Raw genomic sequence first — 17,425 nt, 5'->3', positions numbered from 1 at the left:
CAAATGCAATAATGCAAGCATGCAATCCCCCACCTCTACGCACCGCTTGAACCTCGAACACGCCACCGGCCAGCTGACGCTGCAGGGCCGCACGCTCCGTTTTGTGAACCTGCCCGCCCTGCTGGGGGCCGACTTGCCGCGTTGGCCCGTGGTGCTGCGCCTGCTGCTGGAAAACGCACTGCGCCACCTGCAGGGCGATGAACGTGCGGCTGCTGCGAAGGCCTTGGCAGATTGGCTGGAGAGTGGGCGCAGCGAGGCCGAGGTGGCCTTCCAGCCCGGGCGGGTGTTGATGCACGACACCACCAGCACGCCCGCGCTGGTGGACATTGCGGGCATGCGCGACGCGCTGGCCGAGGCGGGGCTGGACCCCACGGTGCTTAACCCCGGCCTGCCCGTGGACGTGTCGGTCGACCACTCGCTGGCGGTGGAGGTCTATGCCACGCCCGATGCGCCGCAGCAGAACATGCAACACGAGATTCGCCGCAATGGCGAGCGCTACCGCTTCTTGCGCTGGGCCTCACAGGTGCTGGAGGGCGTGCGCATCCACCCGCCGGGCACGGGCATCATGCACACGCTGAACCTGGAGCAGCTGGCCACCGTGGTCACCACCGAGGCGCGCAGCGATGGCGACTGGCTGGTGCCCGACACGCTAATCGGCACCGACAGCCACACCCCCATGATCAACGGCATTGGCGTGCTGGGCTGGGGCGTGGGCGGGCTGGAGGCGCAGACGGTGATGTTTGGCATGCCCACCATGCTGCGCATCCCCGATGTGATTGGCGTGCAGCTCACCGGCGCCCTGCCCCCGGCTGTGCTGGCCACCGACCTGGCCTTGACGGTGACGCGCCGCCTGCGCGAAATCGGTGTCTCGGGTGAGTTTGTGGAGTTCTACGGCCCGGGCGCGTCCACGCTGTCGGCCGGTGACCGCGCCGTGGTGGCCAACATGGCGCCCGAGTACGGGGCCACCACCGGTTTCTTCCCCATCGACGCGACCACGCTGGACTACCTGCGCGCCACGGGCCGCAGCGACGGGCAGGTGGCCCTGGTCGAGGCCGGTGCCCGCGCCCTGGGCCTGTGGTTAGACCCTGCCGCCACGCCACGCTACACGCGCAGCATCACGGTGGATTTGTCCACCATCGGCCACCATGTGGCCGGCCCGCGCCGCCCGCAAGACCAGATGGACCATGGCGACACCGCCCAAGCGCTGGCCTCCGTGGGCTTTGTGCCCCGCACATTGCGCGAAGGCGCCCTATCCCACTCGGTGCGCGAAGGTGCCCTGCCCCAACACGCCGTGGCCATTGCAGCCATCACCAGCTGCACCAACACGTCTGACCCCAAGTTGCTGATTGCCGCAGGCCTGCTGGCGCGCAAGGCGCGCGCGCTGGGGCTGAAGGCGCCCGCCTGGGTCAAGACCTCGATGGCGCCCGGATCGCCCGCCGCTGCCAGCTACCTGCAGCGCGCGGGCCTAGCAGACGACCTGGCCGCCGTGGGCTTTGGCATTGTGGGCTTTGGCTGCACCACCTGCATTGGCAACCCCGGCCCGCTCACCGCGCCGGTGCGCGAGGCCATTGCGGCGGGCGAGAGCCTGCCCGTGGCCATCCTCTCGGGCAACCGTAACTTCCCTGGCCGCGTGCACCCCGATCTGGAGCTAAGCTTCATCATGTCGCCGCCGCTGGTCATCGCCTTTGCCCTGGCGGGCCGCGCCGATGTGAACCTGCGCGAGGAGCCCGTGCAAACCACGCCCGACGGCCGCGCCGTGTTCCTGCGCGACCTGTGGCCCACCGATGCCGAGATGGCGCAGCACCTGGCGCTGTCGGCTGAGCCTGCCGACTATCGGCGTGACTTCGCCATCGCCAGCCAGAACCCCCTGTGGCACGCGCTGGAGGCCCCGCGCACGCCACGCTTTCCGTGGGATGCGGCATCGAACGCGCTGCGCCGCCCACCCTTTGCCTCGTTCAGCGAGGGCAGCCAACTGGGCACATACACGGCCTGGTCGCTGATGCTGCTGGGCGACGACATCACCACCGACCACCTCTCGCCCGCCAGCGCCATCCCACCCGACAGCCTGGTGGCCGACTATTTAGTGGCACGCGGCGAGTCGCGCAATGACCTCAATGTGTTTGCCTCGCGCCGGGGCAACTGGGAGGTGATGGTGCGCGCGGCCTTCCACAGCAAGACCGTGGGCAACCGCCTGCATCCGAACCTGCCCGTGGCCCACACGCTGCATGTGCCCAGCGGCGAGGTGCAACCCATCTGGGACGTGGCACAGCGCTATCGCGATGCGGGTGAGTCGGTGGTGGTGGTGGCGGGCGAGCGCTACGGCACGGGCTCTTCGCGCGACTGGGCGGCCAAGGGCCAGCGCCTCCTGGGCATTCGCGCCGTGGTGGCCTGCAGCTTTGAGCGCATCCACCGCTCCAACCTGATCGGCATGGGCATCCTGCCCGTGAAGCTGCCTGCGGGCGTGCACCCCGACACGCTGGCCCTGCAAGCGGGCGACCGGCTGGAAGTCCACGCCGACGCCGACCGCCTGCAGCCACGCGGCGCCATCACGGTGCGCGTGCTGCGCGCCGATGGACGTACGGACGCCCTGCCCTGCACCGCAGCGGTGGAAACGCGGCTGGAGGTGGAGCTGCTGCGCCAGGGCGGCGTGATGCCGCGCATCCTGCACCAGACGCGCGAGCGCCTGACCGTCGCGGCCTGAGCCACCGCACACCACGGGGCCCGCCATGCATACTTTGGGGATGACTCCGGAAAAACCGATCCCCCTGCAACTGCTGGAGATGGCCCACAGCCAGCAATGGCCTGCGGGCACCCACCTGGGCGCGCAAAAGCTGGCCGACCAGCTGCGCGTCTCGCGCTCCCCCGTCAACGACGCCCTGGCCCTGCTGCACGACAAGGGCGTGCTGGTGCGCGAGCCCAACCGGGGCTACTTTTTGGCGCGGCCTGTGGACAAGCCGGTGGCGGCACTGGCCGAATCGCTGGGCCTGGAAGCCGAAGACCAGGTCACCGCCGTGTACTTTCAGCTGGCAGACGACCGCCTGCGCGGCCAACTGCCCGACGAGTTCACCGAGACCGCCATCAAAAAGCGCTACGGCCTCACGCCTGCGCAGCTCAACACCCTGCTCTCACGCATGGCGAACGCAGGCTGGATCGAGAAACGCCCCGGCTACGGGTGGGCGTTTTCGTCCATGCTCACCACATCCGACAGCCTGCTGCAGTCCTACCGCCTGCGCCTGGCGCTGGAACCCGCCGCGCTGCTGGAGCCCGGCTACCGACTCGATCCGCAGGTGATTGCCCGCTGCCGCGCGGCCGAGCAGCATTTGCTCAGCGGCGGCATCGAGACCGACACCGCGGACCAGTTGCACGAGCGCGGCGTGCGCTTTCATGAATCGCTGGTCGAGGCCTCGGGCAACCCGTTTTTCATCGACACCATCCGCCGCGTAAACCGTGTGCGGCGGCTGCTGTCGTACCGATCGATGCAAAACCGCCAGCGCTACCGCGAGCACTGCGACCAGCACCTGGCCATCCTCGATCTGCTGGAGCGCGAACGCCAAGCCGAAGCGGCAGAGGCCCTGCGAAGCCACCTGCAAAGCACGCTGCGCAACCTGGGGCAAATCTCGGGCCTCCTGCAAGGCGCGGCCACCACGCAGCCAGCCAGCCCCACACCTTCCCCCCGGCCCGTCCGGCGGCCCCGCGCCCGTTAGCGCGTCACTTCTTTTTTCATCACTGCCATGACTGTGTCTGCTGAAACCCTCCGCGCATTGGCCCCCCAGGGCGTGCTGCGCGCCTCCATCAACCTGGGCAACCCCATCCTGGCGGGTGTGGACGCGCAAGGTGCGCCCAAGGGCGTTTCCATTGACCTGGCCCGCGCGTTTGCCCAGCGCCTGGGTGTGGGGTTGGAGCTGGTGGTGTTTGACGCCGCAGGCAAGTCCGTCGAGGCCGTGCGCGGCGAGCAGGCCGACATCGGCTTCTTCGCCATCGACCCGCTGCGGGGCGAAGGCATTGCGTTCACCGCGCCCTATGTGCTGATCGAAGGCAGCTACCTGGTGCGGGCCGATTCGCCCCTGCAGACCAATGACGAGGTGGACCAGAGCGGCCGCACCGTGACGGTGGGCAAGGGCAGCGCGTATGACCTGTTCCTGAGCCGGGAACTGAAGCACGCCACCATCGAACGCGCCCCCACCTCGCCCGCCGTGGTCGACACCTTCCTCACCCACGGCCACGATGTGGCAGCAGGCGTGAAGCAGCAGCTCAAAGCCGACGCCCAGCGCTTAGGCGGCCTGCGCCTGCTGCCGGGGCGCTTCATGGTCATCCAGCAAGCCATGGGCACGCCCAAGGGCCGGGGCGCTGCCGCGCAGGCTGCGCTGGCCCAGTTTGTCGAAGACATGAAGGCCAGCGGCTTTGTGGCCGAAGCCCTGGCGCGCCATGGCATCCAGGGCGCCTCGGTGGCACCCGCTGCAGCCCTCTGAGAGAGCGGCCGTGTCCCCCAAGTGGATGGCCTACGTGGGCAGCCGCACCACGCGCGAACGCAATGCGCGTGGCGACGGCATCAGCGTGTTTGCGGTCGATGCCGCCACCGGCCAGCTCACGCTGGAGCAGGTGGTGGGCGACTTGGTCAACCCCTCGTACCAGGTATTGAACCAGCGCGGCGACCGGCTCTACACCGTGCACGGCGACCAAAGCGAGGTGAGCGTGCTGGCGGTGGATGCCACCACCGGCCACCTCACCGTGCTACAGACTATGGACTGCGGCGGGCGCAACCCGGTGCATCTGGCGCTGGCACCGGGCGAGACGCACCTCATCGTCTCCAACCACCTCAGCGGTGCGTTGGCCGTGCTGCCCGTGCTGGCGGACGGCAGGCTGGCGCCCGTCAACCACACCGTGCACTTTCCGGGCGAGCCCGGCCCGCATCGCAAGGAGCAGCCGTTTTCCAAACCGCACTACAACGCCTTCACGCCCGACGGCCGCTTTGTGCTGGTGCCCGACAAGGGGCTGGACCGCGTCTTCAGCCTGGGCTGGAATGCAGGCCAGGCCGCGCTGGCCGAAGCCCAGCCCTGGTACACCGCCCGTGAAGGCGCGGGTCCACGCCACCTGGCACTGCACCCCACCCAGCCCTGGGTGTACGTGGTGAACGAGCTGGACAACACCGTGACCGCCTGCGTGCTGAACCCGACCCATGGCGCCCTCACCCCGTTCCAGATCGTGCCCAGCCTGCCCGACAGCTATGTGGGGCCCAGCCGCGCCGCAGGCATTCAGATGGCGCTCGATGGGCGGCATGTCTACGCATCCAACCGTGGGCACGACAGCATCGCCACATTCGCCATCGACCCCGGCACTGGCCGCATCACCCTGCGCGGCACCACCGCCAGCCAGGGCCGCACGCCCCGCTTCTTCACACTTGCGCCCTTTGGTTCAGAAGCAGGGCCGTGGATGTATGTGCTGGGCGAAGACAGCGACACGCTGGAATGCTGGCACGTGGACGCGGCCACCGGCCTGCCGCAACCCACAGGCCATGCGGTGGGCTGTGGAAGCCCGGTGTGCATGGTGTTCTGGAGCAGCGCCCCAAGCTGATGGCGGGTGAGGAAATTGATGCAAACCATGCCCTAAGGCGCATTTAAAAAGCGCAAGCAGCTATTTATTTGATAGCAAAACAGTTCAACACCCAGGGCAATCGCATCTAAATAGATGCAGCTATTTGCGGCGAAACTGCAGCGTGTGATCACTCAACCAACGCTCCCGTGACGCTGCTGCAGCACCTGCAAGTCATCCCAGACCCGCGCCTAGAGCGCACGCGTCGCCATGAACTCCAATCCATCCTGGCCATAGCGCTGTGCGCAACCATCGCAGGCGCAGACAACTGGGTGGAAGTAGCCGAGTTCGGCGAGTTGCACCACGACTGGTTCATTCGTTTCATTCCGCTGCCCTCAGGCATTGCCTCGCACGACACCTTCGCGCGAGTGTTTCGCCTAACAGTGGCTGGCCCAAGTGGCGGGCCGGGTATACGGCACAGTGGCGATTGACGGTAAAAGCGTGCGCGGCAGCAGCAAAGGGGACGCTCGCAGGCCACTGCACATGGTCAGCGCCTGGGCTGCAGACATGGGATTGCTACTGGGCCAGTGCAAGGTTGACGGCAAGAGCAACGAGATCACCGCCATCCCCGAGTTGCTCAGGCTGCTGCACCTCAAAGGCTGCATCGTCACCATCGATGCCATCGGCTGCCAAAAGAGCATCGCCCAGCAGCTTCACGAGCATGGTGCGGCTTATGTTCTGTCCCTCAAAGGCAACCAGCGGCACATGCACGCAGTGGTTCAAAAGCACTTTGAAGTGCAGGCGAGCCAAGAGCCGCCCGATGAGAACACCTACACCGAGCGCTCAAGCGGCCATGGGCGCCAGGAGCTGCGCAGCTACCGGCTCAGCCCCGTGCCCGAGGCATTGCAGCGAGCGGCAGTGCACTGGCCGGGGCTGGCCAGCGTGGTGCAAGTCACGCGCCAGCGCCAACAAACGGGAGGCGAGGCTAGCGAAGAAGTCAGCTACTACCTGAGCAGCTTGCCAGTGCACACGCCTGCACGGGTGCTGGCGCACAGTATCCGTTCGCACTGGGCGGTGGAGAACCAGTTGCACTGGAGTCTGGATGTGGCGATGCGCGAGGATGCGGCGCAGTCCTATAAAGACCAGGGACAGCACAACCAGACGCTGCTGCGGCGCATGGCGCTGCAGTTGCTCAAGAGTGACACGTCGGTGAAGGTGGGTGTGCAGGCAAAGCGCAAGCGCGCTGGCTGGGATGTGGGCTATCTGGCACATGTCCTGGGCATCAGGGTTTAGATGCGATTGCCCTGGTTCAACACCTGCTCCTTGTGAACCGCTCGGCATAGGTGTTCTTCCCAGCTAGGGCGATTCCTAGCTGGGAATCGCCTGTATAGCTTTGGTGGGGCAAAGCCGATTCAATCACGTCCATTGCTTGAGGGCGCATCCACGTTGCGGAGCTCTCTGGCAATGGCCCCAGGCCCCAGAGCAACACCGGGTCCTGCGGGTCCAGGCAAGGACAGAAACCGATCACGGCCACAGAGCCAAACCAATTGAAGGAGTTGAACATGGGTGCAGCAGTAGGCGTAGTGGGTTCCGCATTGATGGGTGGTGGCGGCATGGGCGGCTTGCTCGGCGGAATTGGCTCGCAGTTCCTGGGCGGCATGGTCAGCGGGCTCTTGGGCGGCTCGGACATGGGCAAGACACTGGAAGGCTTTTCGCCCGTGAACATCCTCAACGCCACCACCAACTTGGTGAGCACCATCATGGGCGGCGGCGCCCAGCAGGCCACGCAAACCCTGCAGCGCGAAGACGGCATGCCCAAATTCCTGCAGGACGCCATCAGCCAGGCCATTGAGAAAGTGCTGCAAGACTGCCACAAGCCCAGCGAAGGCGCAGACGAAGCGATCTCGGACGCCGCAGGTGGGGGCATCCAAAGCGCAGTGGACGACATTGCCAAGCAAATCGTGGACAGCGTGCGCCGCCAGATGACGGAAGGCACCTCGGACATGGGCAAGGAATGCGGCGGCGGTGGCAAGACGGGTGCCAAGAGCTGGTTGCAGGCGATTGCACAGGCCATGGGAGAGGCCATGGGCAACAAGGCCTCCAAGATGGTAGAGCTGTCCAACAAGCTCAAGGAGAACTCGGGCGGCAGCGAACAAGACCAGGCCAAGGAGATGCAGGCGACGAATGCGGAGTTCCAGGCGGTGAGCCAGGAGTTCAAGCTGCTGACGGATGCGTTCAACACGGCGCTGAAGTCGCTGGGCGAAGGCATGAGCAGCATGGCGCGCAAGCAGTAAGGGGAGGTAAAGGGCAGCAGGGGGCCGGGCTGGGGCAAGCCACGCAGCCCGCCCCAGCCACTCCGTGGCAATCATCGCCAGTTGCAACAATGGAAACGGGCCGTTCTGCGGCCCGTTTTTATTGCAAACGCCCGATACGATGCGGCGGCACTGTGAGGCCAGCGCACGGGTTCGCCAATGCCTCATTCCCTGTTTGAATTACCAGCGTTCACAGCACCACCTCCATGAAAGCCTTCAAACACCTGTGTATCGCCGCGGCGGTTGTGTTTTCCACGATGTCTCCCGCCAGCGCCTGGATGAGCGCGGATGGAGCAATGAACCTGTCCATTGGCGCGGGGCACTACATACTCAACGAGCAAGTGCAGCGCGCCGCGCGGGCCAGCCGAGGGGGCATGTACAACACAGCCCCCAGGACGGCCCTGGCACGCACGCGTTTCACGCGCTCTTACAGCACAGCAGGCCTGGACACACTAGTCGGTTTTTACCCACCTTCTCAGCGCCCCCAAATGCGCCAAGGCTTTCTGGATTTGCACAACAGCTACCCGCAGGTGGCGCGCCAATTGGGGGTACCCACGAACGATGTGGCCACCGGGATTGCCTCGTTTCTTGCGGGCGCCTACATGGCCTACAACAACCACAACCTGAGCAACAGCTACGTGAGGCCCATGGCGGATCAGTTCAGGCATGCACTGGCGAGCCAAAGCGATTTCACCCGCATGAGCGATTCCGAGAAGCAGCGCATGTACGACGTGATGGTGATGCTGGGCATGCTGATGGCAACGACCCAGGTGCAATTGCAGCGGCAGCCCGACCCGGCGCTGGAGGCTCAGATGCGCCAACTGGGCAGGCAGATGATCGAGGGATTTTTGAAGGTGGACGCCAGTCGCCTGCGCATCACATCATCGGGCATGCGCATCGTGTAAATACACGGCTTTCTTGTCTCCAGCGGCCAACCGCGCAGCGGCGGGGCCTCACCGGCCAGCACTCAGCACAGCGCGCTGGCGTTCACGGCGCGGCTGGGCATGCCAGGCAGCCCAGCCGCTTTGGCACAGGCCAAAGCGCAGGGCTTGCCCCCCGTTGTACGGCGCGAGCCCCTGCGGCTGAAACCCCAGCACCTGCAGGCAATGGGCTGCGGAGCGATTGGTAGGGCTGCAATGGCCCAGGACATGGGATTGGCCCAACGTGCGAAAGGCGTGCTCCAGCAGCCACTCCCCCCCATCGATAGCGAGCGTTCCACCCCAAGCCTGAGGGGTGAGCCGGGCGCCGATTTCCAAGGTGTGCAGGTCATCGCTGAGGTGCACCAAGCTGAACCATCCGCAAAAGGACCACCGAGGCTGCACCAAGGCGTCCAAAAATACGGCATCGATCTCGCCACAGGCGTGGGCCCGCAGAGCATCGGCAAGCACCTCGGCCTCGGGAGGGTGGGCACGCTCAGCGCACCAGATGCCGGTGCCTTCATGCTGGCGGTAGAACTGCTGCATGTTCTCCACAAACTGGTGAGCCACACGGGCGTCATCGAGCGGAACGTCGTCTGCCAGGTGGGCACGCACACGCGGATCGCGGTGCATCTGGACCAGCGCATGCACATCGCGCCAGCCAAATTCGCGAAGACGCAGCCGCGCGCCCTGGTACAGGTAGGGGGTCGAATCGGTCATCGCAGAGCACAGAGAGACTGGGTGAACGGCATTTCGCTCACAGCCCATGGGCATTGATCACGCGACGCATGGCTGCAACGCAGGCGATCGCGGCCTCTTTCTTTTCCACAGGGCCGCCTTCAGCAGCATGGGGCAAGACCAGTGCGGTAACGGCGTCGTCCTGAGGGCCTGCCTTCAACGCACGGGTGAGCCGTTCAACGATTGGAGCACCCAACGCCAAGGGAGGGGAGGCTGCCACGCGTTGGAGCGCACGGACCGCGCCACCGGAGAGCCAGAGCTTGCCCTCCATGCCTTGGCCACCCGACAGCCCCCCCGCAAAGATGGCAGCCAGAGGATGGGCCCACGGCGCCATCTCTGAAGAGAATGCCTGGCAGGCGGCTTGCACCGCACCCACGTAGTAGCCCAGAGTAGCCGCGTGGCGATATCGCCCCTGTGCATCGTGCTGGTTGAAATGCCGGACGGGGTCTTCGCAAGCATCGTGGCCACAGCGCAGCTGTTCGGTCATGACCCGCAACTCGTTGGTACGGCCCTGGTGGACCATCTCTCGCACATAGGCGGCCAGGCCGTGCCCGCCACCGTGGTGGGTTTCCAGCGCCCCCAGAATGCCTGCCGTGTCGCTGCAAACCAGGCGGGTCAGGGACTGCGCCAAAGCGGCATTGATTCCTTGGCGGGCCACCAGCCCGGGCACTGCGCTGCGGCCCACAGCCATCTTGCCGAGCAATTGGGCAGACCACTCGAAAACGCTGGCTTTGGCACAAGGACTGGTGGCGCAGGCGCTGGCATCGATGAGCCGGAGCAAAGGCTCTGGATCGCAAGTGACGGCGGTGACACCGCCCCACGGGAAGGCTGGCACGCTGACATGCATTTGCTGGGCCGCGCCGATCACGGACGGCAAGCGCCCCGCTTCGCTGGGGTGGGGCGCGAGCAGTTGCAGCGCCTCATCCACCTGGCGGGTGTGGTTCGCCAAGCCCGCCAAGGCTTTGGCTGCGAGCAAAGAGACTGCGGAGGAGACCGTGTCCCCACCCATCGCGGCGACCTCCAGGCTGGACGGTGCGGCTTCAATGCGCGGAGCCCAGGTCTTCAAAAATGCCAGCGTTGCATCTGCACTGGCCCGTCGGCAAAGGCTATCGCCCCACAGCCTGGCAGCAGCCGAATGCAAGTAGACGGCGCTGACGCGCGCCAGGTTATGGCCGTCCAGACTGCTCGCTAGCAAGTCAAAGAGTTCGCATTGCTCCCCGAAGGAGAGCCCTTGAGGGCCTAGGCCACGCAGCGCACACAGTTGCCCCTCGCTCAAGGCAGAAACCAAGGCATTGCGCTGCGCAGGAGACTGCCCGCGCAGTTGCTGCAGGATGGTGAGGGCCTCGGCCTCGGGAACTCCATCGAGCCCCTCACGTTGGTCCCGCTGAAAATCAAAGGCGGTGTCTCCCACTGCGGCCAGGGCAACCCAGGCGATGGGGGCCGATGCTGCGACCGATATGACTGGCTGGATCGGGGCCGTCATGGCGCAGCGTTGTGGCATCTAAGGATGACCGCGAAGCAATCAACAGATAGGCGGCTGGCTTTGGACACGCAAGCTCAACGCCAAGAGGTTGGCGGGATCCAGCCCCCGGGCGCTGGCGGGGTGGCCAAGCTGCCAGCAGTTTGCCGAGTGGCCGCCAGAAAGGCCTCCACCGCCTGGGTACCCGCCCGGCGAGGGTCCGCATCGGCACTGGCCCAACTGCGGGCCATGGCCTGCAGGGCCTGGCGGCTGCTTCGGGACCACGTGCCTTCGAGCGGGTCCTCGGCAATGCTGAGCAGCTGGGCGCAATAGAGGCGACGGGCGGCATCGCTGTGCGAGACGAGGCCCACCAGTGCACGCGCACCCTGATCGAAGGACACAGCGCCTAAGGTGCCGCGTCCATCCGGCTGGGTGAACCAGGCACACAGGTATTCGATGGGCCCGATGGTTCGGGTAGCACGCTTGGCGGGGTCCCACTGAGCACCCCAGGCCGCATGGCGGCCCGAGGGCATGCGGCCGCTCTGCAAGGCCAGCACAAGGGTGTCAGCCACCACTTTCTGGGCTTGGGGGTTGCCATGTTCGCCAATGCGGCAAAGCACCTGCAGGAAGGCCGGGTACAGCGCATCACCAAGGGACAGGCACAAGCGTTCCATCCAACGTACGCGCTCTTCCGGTGACGGCAGATAGGCACAGCCTTCGATGAGCACTTCCGCCGCAGCAGACCAGTCGGGTTGGTCTTTCAGGACAAGGTCGGGGATCTGAATCGACATGGGCCGCAGCGCGGCCTCAGGCGCGTGTAAAAAGGCAGTCGACGAAGCGCGCTTGGAGTTGCGCAGGACTTTCGCCGCTGGCAGGCGGCACCGACAGCACCCGGGCTTCGCTGTGCGACCCCGTGAAGCCAAACAGGCTGGCACTGTCAGTCCCGCCCAAAGCAGGCAGATTCGCTTCAGGGGTCCGCAGCGCCGCACCAGAGGCGCCGGCCAGAAACGAGAGGGAAGACGGGGTCACCATGTCTGTGAACGGTTGAAGTTGGCAGTGGGCTCCATCTTAGAAAAGTGCTCGGCTGGGCGCCATTGGGAAGGCTCCTAGTTTTGCGGAGGTGATTGCAACAAAATGCTTCAAACCCACCTGAGCCACCACCTCCGTCAGCCGCCCAATGCCTGGACCTTTTGTAGCAGCGTGGGCAACAGGGCCGCGAGATGGTTCAGCAACGTCTTGACGAGCGTGGAGAGCATGGCGAGCCAGACCATGACGGCCGCCACGCTTTTGAGCGAGGTGGACAGCGAATACAGGTTGAGCTGGGGTGCAAAGCGATTCATCAGCCCAAGGGACAGGTCAATCGCATACAGGACCACCAAGGCGGGCGCGGCAAGCATAAAGCTCAGCCCCGCAAGCTGGGCAAACGCGCTTTCGAACAAGGCCACACCGCCGCGCTGCACGGAGAGTCCTGGCTGCGCGAGGGGCCAGAGCAAGAAGCTCTCCATGAGAACGCCAATCCACAGCATCATGCCCCCGGAAAACATGAACACGTAGACCGCCAACCGGCCTAGGAATGCCCCAGACAGTGACGTCTGGCGACCCGAGAGGGGATCGGTCACCTGCGCCTGCGACAGCCCACTGGCGCCATCGACGATCTCGCCCGCAGCAGCGAACGCCCACAGCACGGCAGCAAGCAGCATACCCAAGGCCAAGCCGAGAAAGGCTTCCTTGGCGAACAGGCCGATCCAATGGGAAACGCTCCAGCCGAGAACGTTGACGGCGGGCTGCATGGCCAGAGTAACGACACCGAACGCCAGGAACACCGCGCCACGCACAAGCTGCGGAACCGTGTCTTGCGACAGGACCGGCAGGAGCAAGAACGCCATCGCAAAACGGACGCTGGCCAGCGCAGCCAGCATGGCGAGTTCGCTGACGTTGTGGATGGCGGCAAAGGTGTCTCCCATGGCTTGAGCGCGTCACTTCTTCACGAGGGCGGGGAACTCCGTCATCACACGGTCAGTGAACCGATAGAGGGTGCCCCCCAGCAATGAGGCCGTGATGAAGATGGTGAGCACGATGGCGAAAAACTTGAGTGCGTACTGCAGCGTCTGCTCCTGAATCTGGGTGGCTGCCTGCACCAAAGCGACAAGCAGGCCGACCAAGGCCGCCACCATCACAGGGGGAGCGGAGAGCAGCAGCACCAGCCACAGTGCCTGGTACATGAGTTGGATGGTCTGGCTTTCAAACATGGCGTTGTTGCAGCAAGGTGAAGAGGCGCGGTGTGCTCATACCGGTCAGTAAGACAGCACGAGACCATGGGTGAGCTTGACCCAACCATCCACCAGCACGAACAGCAAAAGCTTGAACGGCAGGGAAATGGTGGTGGGGGACAGCATCATCATGCCCATGGCCGTGAGGATGTTGGCAATGACCAAGTCAATGATGAGAAAGGGCAGGAAGATGAGAAAGCCGATCTGAAAGGCCGCCGACAACTCACTCACGGTGAATGCAGGAACGACCACGACAAAGTCACGTTCGCTCAGTTGTGCGGCACGTTCTGGGCTCAGGCTTTTCTGTGCGGTCTTGAGGAAAAAAGCGCGTTCGTGCGCCGAGGAATGCTTGATCAGGAAATCCCGCAGCGGCTCTTTGGCAGCATCGGCCACAGCCAGCATGCCGGAGGTACTGCCCACATTCGAGACGCTGCGGGCACGCTCAGCCATGTCCAGGCCCACCGGCAGCATGACGTAGATGGTGAGCACCAACGCCATGCCGTTGAGCACGACATTGGGCGGCACCTGTTGCAGCCCAAGGGCATTGCGCAAGAGGCTGAGCACCACAATGATTTTGGTAAACGATGTCACCATGACGCCCACGAATGGAGCCAGCGAGACCACGATCACCGTGATCAGTGCCGATGACGGGGTAAATTGTGTGAGATCCATGCGTTCTATGAGGGCCAGCGGCAGTGCCGCCACCCCGTTCTCCCGGGTTGTTGTTGGGTTTCAGCGGGTTTCGCCAGACGGCTCGAAAGGGTGAGGGGCTGCTGCTTCAACCTTGAAAGCATGGCCTCTGCCTAACGGCAGGAGGCAGCCCGAGGCGCGCACGGCCCCGGCTTGGCGCACCTGCACTGCCAGGTTCTGGGCATGCAATGGCAGCGCAGCCGACCGCGTAGCTGTTGGTGACCATCCCAGCCAATGCTCCAGCGGTACAGACAAAGGGGCTGCCAACACGACATCAGCCTGCTCTGATGCGTCCAGCGGCGCCGTGCATGGCACGCGCGTCGTCCCCGTATCGGCACACAATGGGTCCAGCGTGAGCTGCTCCAATGACACTTGGCCACGTCTCCATTGACCGCTGCGCGGTGCCAGCCGATGGAGAGGGTCGCGTGCGGTAATGGGCCAGTCAGTGCCGAATGAGGGGGCGAGCCAAAGCAAACTGCCGATGGGGAGGCAATCCAGTTCATCGCCATGCAAATGGTCAATGCAGACCTCCGCCTCCACTTGGGGCCAGATCACATGAGGTGCCTGTAGCCATGGGGGCGGGGCCGTACGCAAGGCCGACCAAGGCAACCTCAGCCTGGTGCCTGCAGGAGCCAACGCAGGCGCGCGCACCACAGCCTCGCACCAGGTGGCAGGGTCAGACGCATCGCAAGGCAGTGGTTCGGGTGCCAAGTCCCAGGGCGCTAGCTGCCACTGCTCAACGGCACTGACCAAAGGCTCGGCCTTGGCCATCTCCAACATCAGTTGCGGCCCCGTCCATGGCCCAGGGGCAAGGGCCAAGGCATCCATGGGCAGCAGCAAGCCAGCCACTGCAGCCCCCAGATGTCCCTTGAAATGCAGAGCCTTTGATGGAGTGGCATCTCGCGCCATGGCCGTGGGCTCAGGACTCGATGTCATCGTCAAAGCCGACATCCTCCAGCCCCCCGGCACTGCGCTCACGCAGGCGGTCACGCAGCCGTTCCAGGTGGGGCGCCAGTTGCTGCCGGGTGGAGGCGTCTCCTCCCACTCGCAACTGCCATTGGCCCGCGCCGGTTTGAGCCAAACGCAGCGCCAGCATGGCAGCCTCAGCCCCACCCAGCGGCACCTGCATGCGCAGTGGCTGCCCCACGCCCAGGGCACTGGTCTGCAAAACCGTAGGTATGGCATCCGGCAATGGGCTGGTGGGCAGCGCGGGCTGTGCGACGGCAGTGTGCCCTCCCAGTCCAGCCGAATCGCCCCCCAAGGTCTGCCCGCTGTGCCCCACCAAAGGCGGCAAATACGGCATCAGGCCGGGCAAAGGCAGGCCAGCGTCGGCGGGCGTTTGCTCAGACGTTTCTGCCTCTTCTGGCTCATCATTCCCCCTGTCGCGAACACGTCGGATCGCAGCATCGAAGTCACGTCTCGCCTGGACTGGGGCCTGTGCCCATGGGTTCGCCGATGGCGTACTCTGCAATGGAGCGACCTCTCGTGCCTTGGACGAGGTGGTTTGGCGGATTTCACTCATGCCCTGGTTTCCTCATGGTTCTGGTCGCAGGGGTGGGTCTTCGCGATCAAGTCGCATCTCTTGCTCACGCCGCAGGCCCTTGCGGGCATCGTCCCGCAGCGTGGTGCAGGCCTGGTGCTGTGCCACCGCGTGCAGCCACGCGTCGCGGGCAGCACCGGACCGGTTCTGGGCATTGAACAACTCTTCCTCCTCGTCGATCAGTGCGTACTCAGAGCGCTCAAGTTGGTCATCCAGGACTTCTTGCGCCGCACTGGCGTAGGCGGCCAATGTGCCCAGGCGGGCGGCGTATTCGCCGATCAAGCTGCGCTGCAGGGCCAGTCGCTGGTCCTGTAGCCCCCGTATCTGGGCCTCACGCTCTTGCACCAACTGCTGCGCATTGCGCACGTCCAGTTCAGCACGCTGGTAGGCCTGCAGGGCTTTGCGCTCACGCAGCTCGCGCAGGCGCTGCAGCTGCCTGGCTGCAGCCAATTGCTGTGCATGGCTCACCGCAGTCATACACGGGCCTCCCCGTGTTCACCGCAGCATCGGATCGCAGGGCACGCCAGAGGCCCAGTGAGGGTCACAGGCCGCCGTCCAGAGTGCCCGGGAGCCCAAGAGGGCGGTCGGCAGGATGGAGAAGACATGGCAAGAGTCATGCAGTTCTCAGTGCAAGAACTGCTGCAGCGCAGCGAGGGTTTCTTGAAAGGCCGTGCCTTCGTCAGGGCGCTGGCGCAGCAGTGCCTGCAGTGCGGGCTGCGCCGCGATGGCATCGTCGGCCAAAGGGTCGCTACCCGGAGCGTACTCACCCACCTGGAGCAGAAACCGGATCTCTTCGTGCTTGGCCATAAGAGAGCGCACCCGCTGGGCGGCTTCTTGCTGCGGCTGACCGGTCACGCGGTTAAAAACGCGGCTGGCACTGGCCAGCACATCTATCGCCGGGTAATGCCCAGCCTGCCCCAGCTGGCGGGAGAGCACGATGTGCCCATCCAAAATAGAGCGGGTTTCTTCCGCCACAGGGTCGGAGCCGTCTTCATCCTCTGCCAGCACGGTATAAAAAGCGGTGATGGAGCCATGCGCATCGTTGCCCGCACGCTCGAAAAGGCGCGGTAACTCAGCAAACACGCTGGGCGGAAAGCCCCGCCGCACGGCGGGCTCTCCGACGGACAGTCCGATCTCGCGCAGAGCCCGGGCATACCGCGTGACAGAGTCCATCATGAGCAGCACACGCTTGCCCTGCTCGCGAAAATGCTCGGCGATTGCCGTCGCGGTTTGCGCAGCCCGCAAGCGCTCCATGGCAGGGCGGTCGGAGGTGGACACCACAATCACCGAACGTTCCAAGCCCTTCGCACCAAGGCTGTCCTCCAAAAACTCACTGACCTCTCGGCCACGTTCGCCAATGAGCGCAATGACATTGACATCGCTCTGGGCAAGCTTGGCCAGCATACCGAGCAACGTTGATTTACCCCCACCGGCCATGGCAAACACGCCCAGTCGCTGGCCCTCACCTACTGTGAGTAGCCCATCCAAAGCACGTACGCCCGTCACGAACGGGGTGTCAATAGGCCGCCGGGTCAGGGGGTTGGGCGGATCTGACTGAAACGAGCGCAGCGGCAAGCCCACAGGAAGGGGCCGTCCATCCAGGGGGTTTCCAAATGCGTCCAGCACGCGCCCCAGCAACGCATCCCCCACAGGCACGAACGTGCCAGTGTCCAAAGCCTCGACCTCAGCCCCCATGGACACTCCGAGCAAGTGCCCCAGAGGAACCAGAATGGCATCGTGCTCGCGCAAACCCACCACTTCGGCCCGCAGGGGTGGGCTATGCAGTTGCGCAGGGTCGCGTATGAGGCACTGCTGGCCAATGGAAACCCGCAGACCGCTCACTCGCAAAGTGGTCCCGAAGGCTTGCACTACGCGTCCGCGCGCAGCCACGGGCTGCAGCGACCTGAGGGATGCCAGCACGGCTGGATCAAGCAATGGGCGAGGGGAAGTATCCAGGGTCATGGCATCCA

18 protein-coding genes are annotated in these 17,425 nt (G+C 65.0%); 8 read left to right on the top strand and 10 right to left on the bottom strand.

Annotation, left to right across the window (positions count from 1 at the left end; genetic code table 11):
* The first annotated feature begins 19 nt into the window (after nt 1-19).
* The 8 genes from acnA to CLU86_RS18180 all read left to right on the top strand — a co-directional run bounded on the left by acnA (nt 20) and on the right by CLU86_RS18180 (nt 8,746).
* On the top strand, nt 20-2,701 hold the full coding sequence (gene acnA, locus CLU86_RS18215) for an aconitate hydratase AcnA (protein WP_099742615.1): 2,682 nt from the start codon (nt 20-22) through the stop codon (nt 2,699-2,701).
* Between the two features lie 40 nt (nt 2,702-2,741).
* On the top strand, nt 2,742-3,704 hold the full coding sequence (locus tag CLU86_RS18210) for a GntR family transcriptional regulator (protein WP_099742614.1): 963 nt from the start codon (nt 2,742-2,744) through the stop codon (nt 3,702-3,704).
* 27 nt (nt 3,705-3,731) lie between these two features.
* Nucleotides 3,732-4,469: an ABC transporter substrate-binding protein gene (locus tag CLU86_RS18205; RefSeq protein ID WP_099742613.1), complete on the top strand. Its 738-nt coding sequence runs from the start codon at nt 3,732-3,734 to the stop codon at nt 4,467-4,469.
* Between the two features lie 10 nt (nt 4,470-4,479).
* Nucleotides 4,480-5,571, top strand: coding sequence for a lactonase family protein (locus CLU86_RS18200; protein WP_369803838.1), 1,092 nt, complete (start codon nt 4,480-4,482; stop codon nt 5,569-5,571).
* Between the two features lie 167 nt (nt 5,572-5,738).
* Nucleotides 5,739-6,020, top strand: a complete 282-nt coding sequence (locus CLU86_RS18195) for a transposase family protein (protein ID WP_158236349.1) — start codon at nt 5,739-5,741, stop codon at nt 6,018-6,020.
* The gene (locus CLU86_RS18190; protein WP_158236348.1) at nt 5,986-6,822 is read left to right on the top strand and encodes an ISAs1 family transposase; all 837 of its coding nucleotides are present in this window, start codon (nt 5,986-5,988) and stop codon (nt 6,820-6,822) included. Before CLU86_RS18195 ends, CLU86_RS18190 begins: the two co-directional genes overlap by 35 nt.
* 269 nt (nt 6,823-7,091) lie before the next feature.
* Nucleotides 7,092-7,823, top strand: a complete 732-nt coding sequence (locus CLU86_RS18185) for a hypothetical protein (RefSeq protein WP_143226017.1) — start codon at nt 7,092-7,094, stop codon at nt 7,821-7,823.
* A 224-nt stretch (nt 7,824-8,047) separates the two neighbouring features.
* Nucleotides 8,048-8,746: a DUF6683 family protein gene (locus tag CLU86_RS18180; protein WP_143226016.1), complete on the top strand. Its 699-nt coding sequence runs from the start codon at nt 8,048-8,050 to the stop codon at nt 8,744-8,746.
* A 48-nt stretch (nt 8,747-8,794) separates the two neighbouring features.
* On the opposite strand, the gene CLU86_RS18175 is transcribed toward CLU86_RS18180, so the two are convergent.
* The 10 genes from CLU86_RS18175 to CLU86_RS18130 all read right to left on the bottom strand — a co-directional run bounded on the left by CLU86_RS18175 (nt 8,795) and on the right by CLU86_RS18130 (nt 17,417).
* Complete coding sequence (locus tag CLU86_RS18175) at nt 8,795-9,478, bottom strand: GNAT family N-acetyltransferase (RefSeq protein ID WP_158236347.1); 684 nt, start codon at nt 9,476-9,478, stop codon at nt 8,795-8,797.
* Nucleotides 9,479-9,515: 37 nt separating this feature from the next.
* Nucleotides 9,516-10,979 (bottom strand): hypothetical protein, encoded by a 1,464-nt coding sequence (locus CLU86_RS18170; RefSeq protein ID WP_099742607.1) that lies wholly within the window; start codon nt 10,977-10,979, stop codon nt 9,516-9,518.
* A gap of 74 nt (nt 10,980-11,053) precedes the next feature.
* Nucleotides 11,054-11,746 (bottom strand): hypothetical protein, encoded by a 693-nt coding sequence (locus tag CLU86_RS18165; RefSeq protein ID WP_099742606.1) that lies wholly within the window; start codon nt 11,744-11,746, stop codon nt 11,054-11,056.
* A 16-nt stretch (nt 11,747-11,762) separates the two neighbouring features.
* Nucleotides 11,763-11,987, bottom strand: a complete 225-nt coding sequence (locus CLU86_RS18160; RefSeq protein WP_099657332.1) for a hypothetical protein — start codon at nt 11,985-11,987, stop codon at nt 11,763-11,765.
* Between the two features lie 134 nt (nt 11,988-12,121).
* Nucleotides 12,122-12,919 carry a type III secretion system export apparatus subunit SctT gene (gene sctT / locus CLU86_RS18155; protein WP_099742605.1) on the bottom strand — a complete coding sequence of 266 codons (798 nt, stop codon included), beginning with the start codon at nt 12,917-12,919 and terminating at the stop codon, nt 12,122-12,124.
* A gap of 12 nt (nt 12,920-12,931) precedes the next feature.
* Nucleotides 12,932-13,204, bottom strand: a complete 273-nt coding sequence (gene sctS / locus CLU86_RS18150) for a type III secretion system export apparatus subunit SctS (protein ID WP_099742604.1) — start codon at nt 13,202-13,204, stop codon at nt 12,932-12,934.
* A 45-nt stretch (nt 13,205-13,249) separates the two neighbouring features.
* The gene (sctR, locus tag CLU86_RS18145; RefSeq protein ID WP_099657329.1) at nt 13,250-13,897 is read right to left on the bottom strand and encodes a type III secretion system export apparatus subunit SctR; all 648 of its coding nucleotides are present in this window, start codon (nt 13,895-13,897) and stop codon (nt 13,250-13,252) included.
* A 937-nt stretch (nt 13,898-14,834) separates the two neighbouring features.
* Complete coding sequence (locus tag CLU86_RS22690; RefSeq protein WP_143226735.1) at nt 14,835-15,437, bottom strand: hypothetical protein; 603 nt, start codon at nt 15,435-15,437, stop codon at nt 14,835-14,837.
* Between the two features lie 12 nt (nt 15,438-15,449).
* Nucleotides 15,450-15,932, bottom strand: coding sequence for a hypothetical protein (locus CLU86_RS18135; protein WP_099742602.1), 483 nt, complete (start codon nt 15,930-15,932; stop codon nt 15,450-15,452).
* Nucleotides 15,933-16,079: 147 nt separating this feature from the next.
* A complete protein-coding gene (locus tag CLU86_RS18130) occupies nt 16,080-17,417 on the bottom strand; it encodes a FliI/YscN family ATPase (protein WP_099742601.1) in 1,338 nt (445 codons plus the stop codon).
* Nucleotides 17,418-17,425 lie beyond the last annotated feature (8 nt).

Origin of the sequence: Acidovorax sp. 62 (genome assembly GCF_002754495.1) — a bacterium.
GTDB lineage: Bacteria > Pseudomonadota > Gammaproteobacteria > Burkholderiales > Burkholderiaceae_C > Acidovorax.
This window is presented reverse-complemented; position numbering and strand designations above follow the sequence as displayed.

Coding starts and splice junctions, on each gene's coding strand:
- acnA (WP_099742615.1), top strand. CDS start 20: ATGCAATCCCCCACCTCTACGCACCGCTTGAACCTCGAACACGCCACC.
- CLU86_RS18210 (WP_099742614.1), top strand. CDS start 2,742: ATGACTCCGGAAAAACCGATCCCCCTGCAACTGCTGGAGATGGCCCAC.
- CLU86_RS18205 (WP_099742613.1), top strand. CDS start 3,732: ATGACTGTGTCTGCTGAAACCCTCCGCGCATTGGCCCCCCAGGGCGTG.
- CLU86_RS18185 (WP_143226017.1), top strand. CDS start 7,092: ATGGGTGCAGCAGTAGGCGTAGTGGGTTCCGCATTGATGGGTGGTGGC.
- CLU86_RS18180 (WP_143226016.1), top strand. CDS start 8,048: ATGAAAGCCTTCAAACACCTGTGTATCGCCGCGGCGGTTGTGTTTTCC.
- CLU86_RS18175 (WP_158236347.1), bottom strand. CDS start 9,478: ATGACCGATTCGACCCCCTACCTGTACCAGGGCGCGCGGCTGCGTCTT.
- CLU86_RS18170 (WP_099742607.1), bottom strand. CDS start 10,979: ATGACGGCCCCGATCCAGCCAGTCATATCGGTCGCAGCATCGGCCCCC.
- CLU86_RS18165 (WP_099742606.1), bottom strand. CDS start 11,746: ATGTCGATTCAGATCCCCGACCTTGTCCTGAAAGACCAACCCGACTGG.
- CLU86_RS18160 (WP_099657332.1), bottom strand. CDS start 11,987: ATGGTGACCCCGTCTTCCCTCTCGTTTCTGGCCGGCGCCTCTGGTGCG.
- sctT (WP_099742605.1), bottom strand. CDS start 12,919: ATGGGAGACACCTTTGCCGCCATCCACAACGTCAGCGAACTCGCCATG.
- sctS (WP_099742604.1), bottom strand. CDS start 13,204: ATGTTTGAAAGCCAGACCATCCAACTCATGTACCAGGCACTGTGGCTG.
- sctR (WP_099657329.1), bottom strand. CDS start 13,897: ATGGATCTCACACAATTTACCCCGTCATCGGCACTGATCACGGTGATC.
- CLU86_RS22690 (WP_143226735.1), bottom strand. CDS start 15,437: ATGAGTGAAATCCGCCAAACCACCTCGTCCAAGGCACGAGAGGTCGCT.
- CLU86_RS18135 (WP_099742602.1), bottom strand. CDS start 15,932: ATGACTGCGGTGAGCCATGCACAGCAATTGGCTGCAGCCAGGCAGCTG.
- CLU86_RS18130 (WP_099742601.1), bottom strand. CDS start 17,417: ATGACCCTGGATACTTCCCCTCGCCCATTGCTTGATCCAGCCGTGCTG.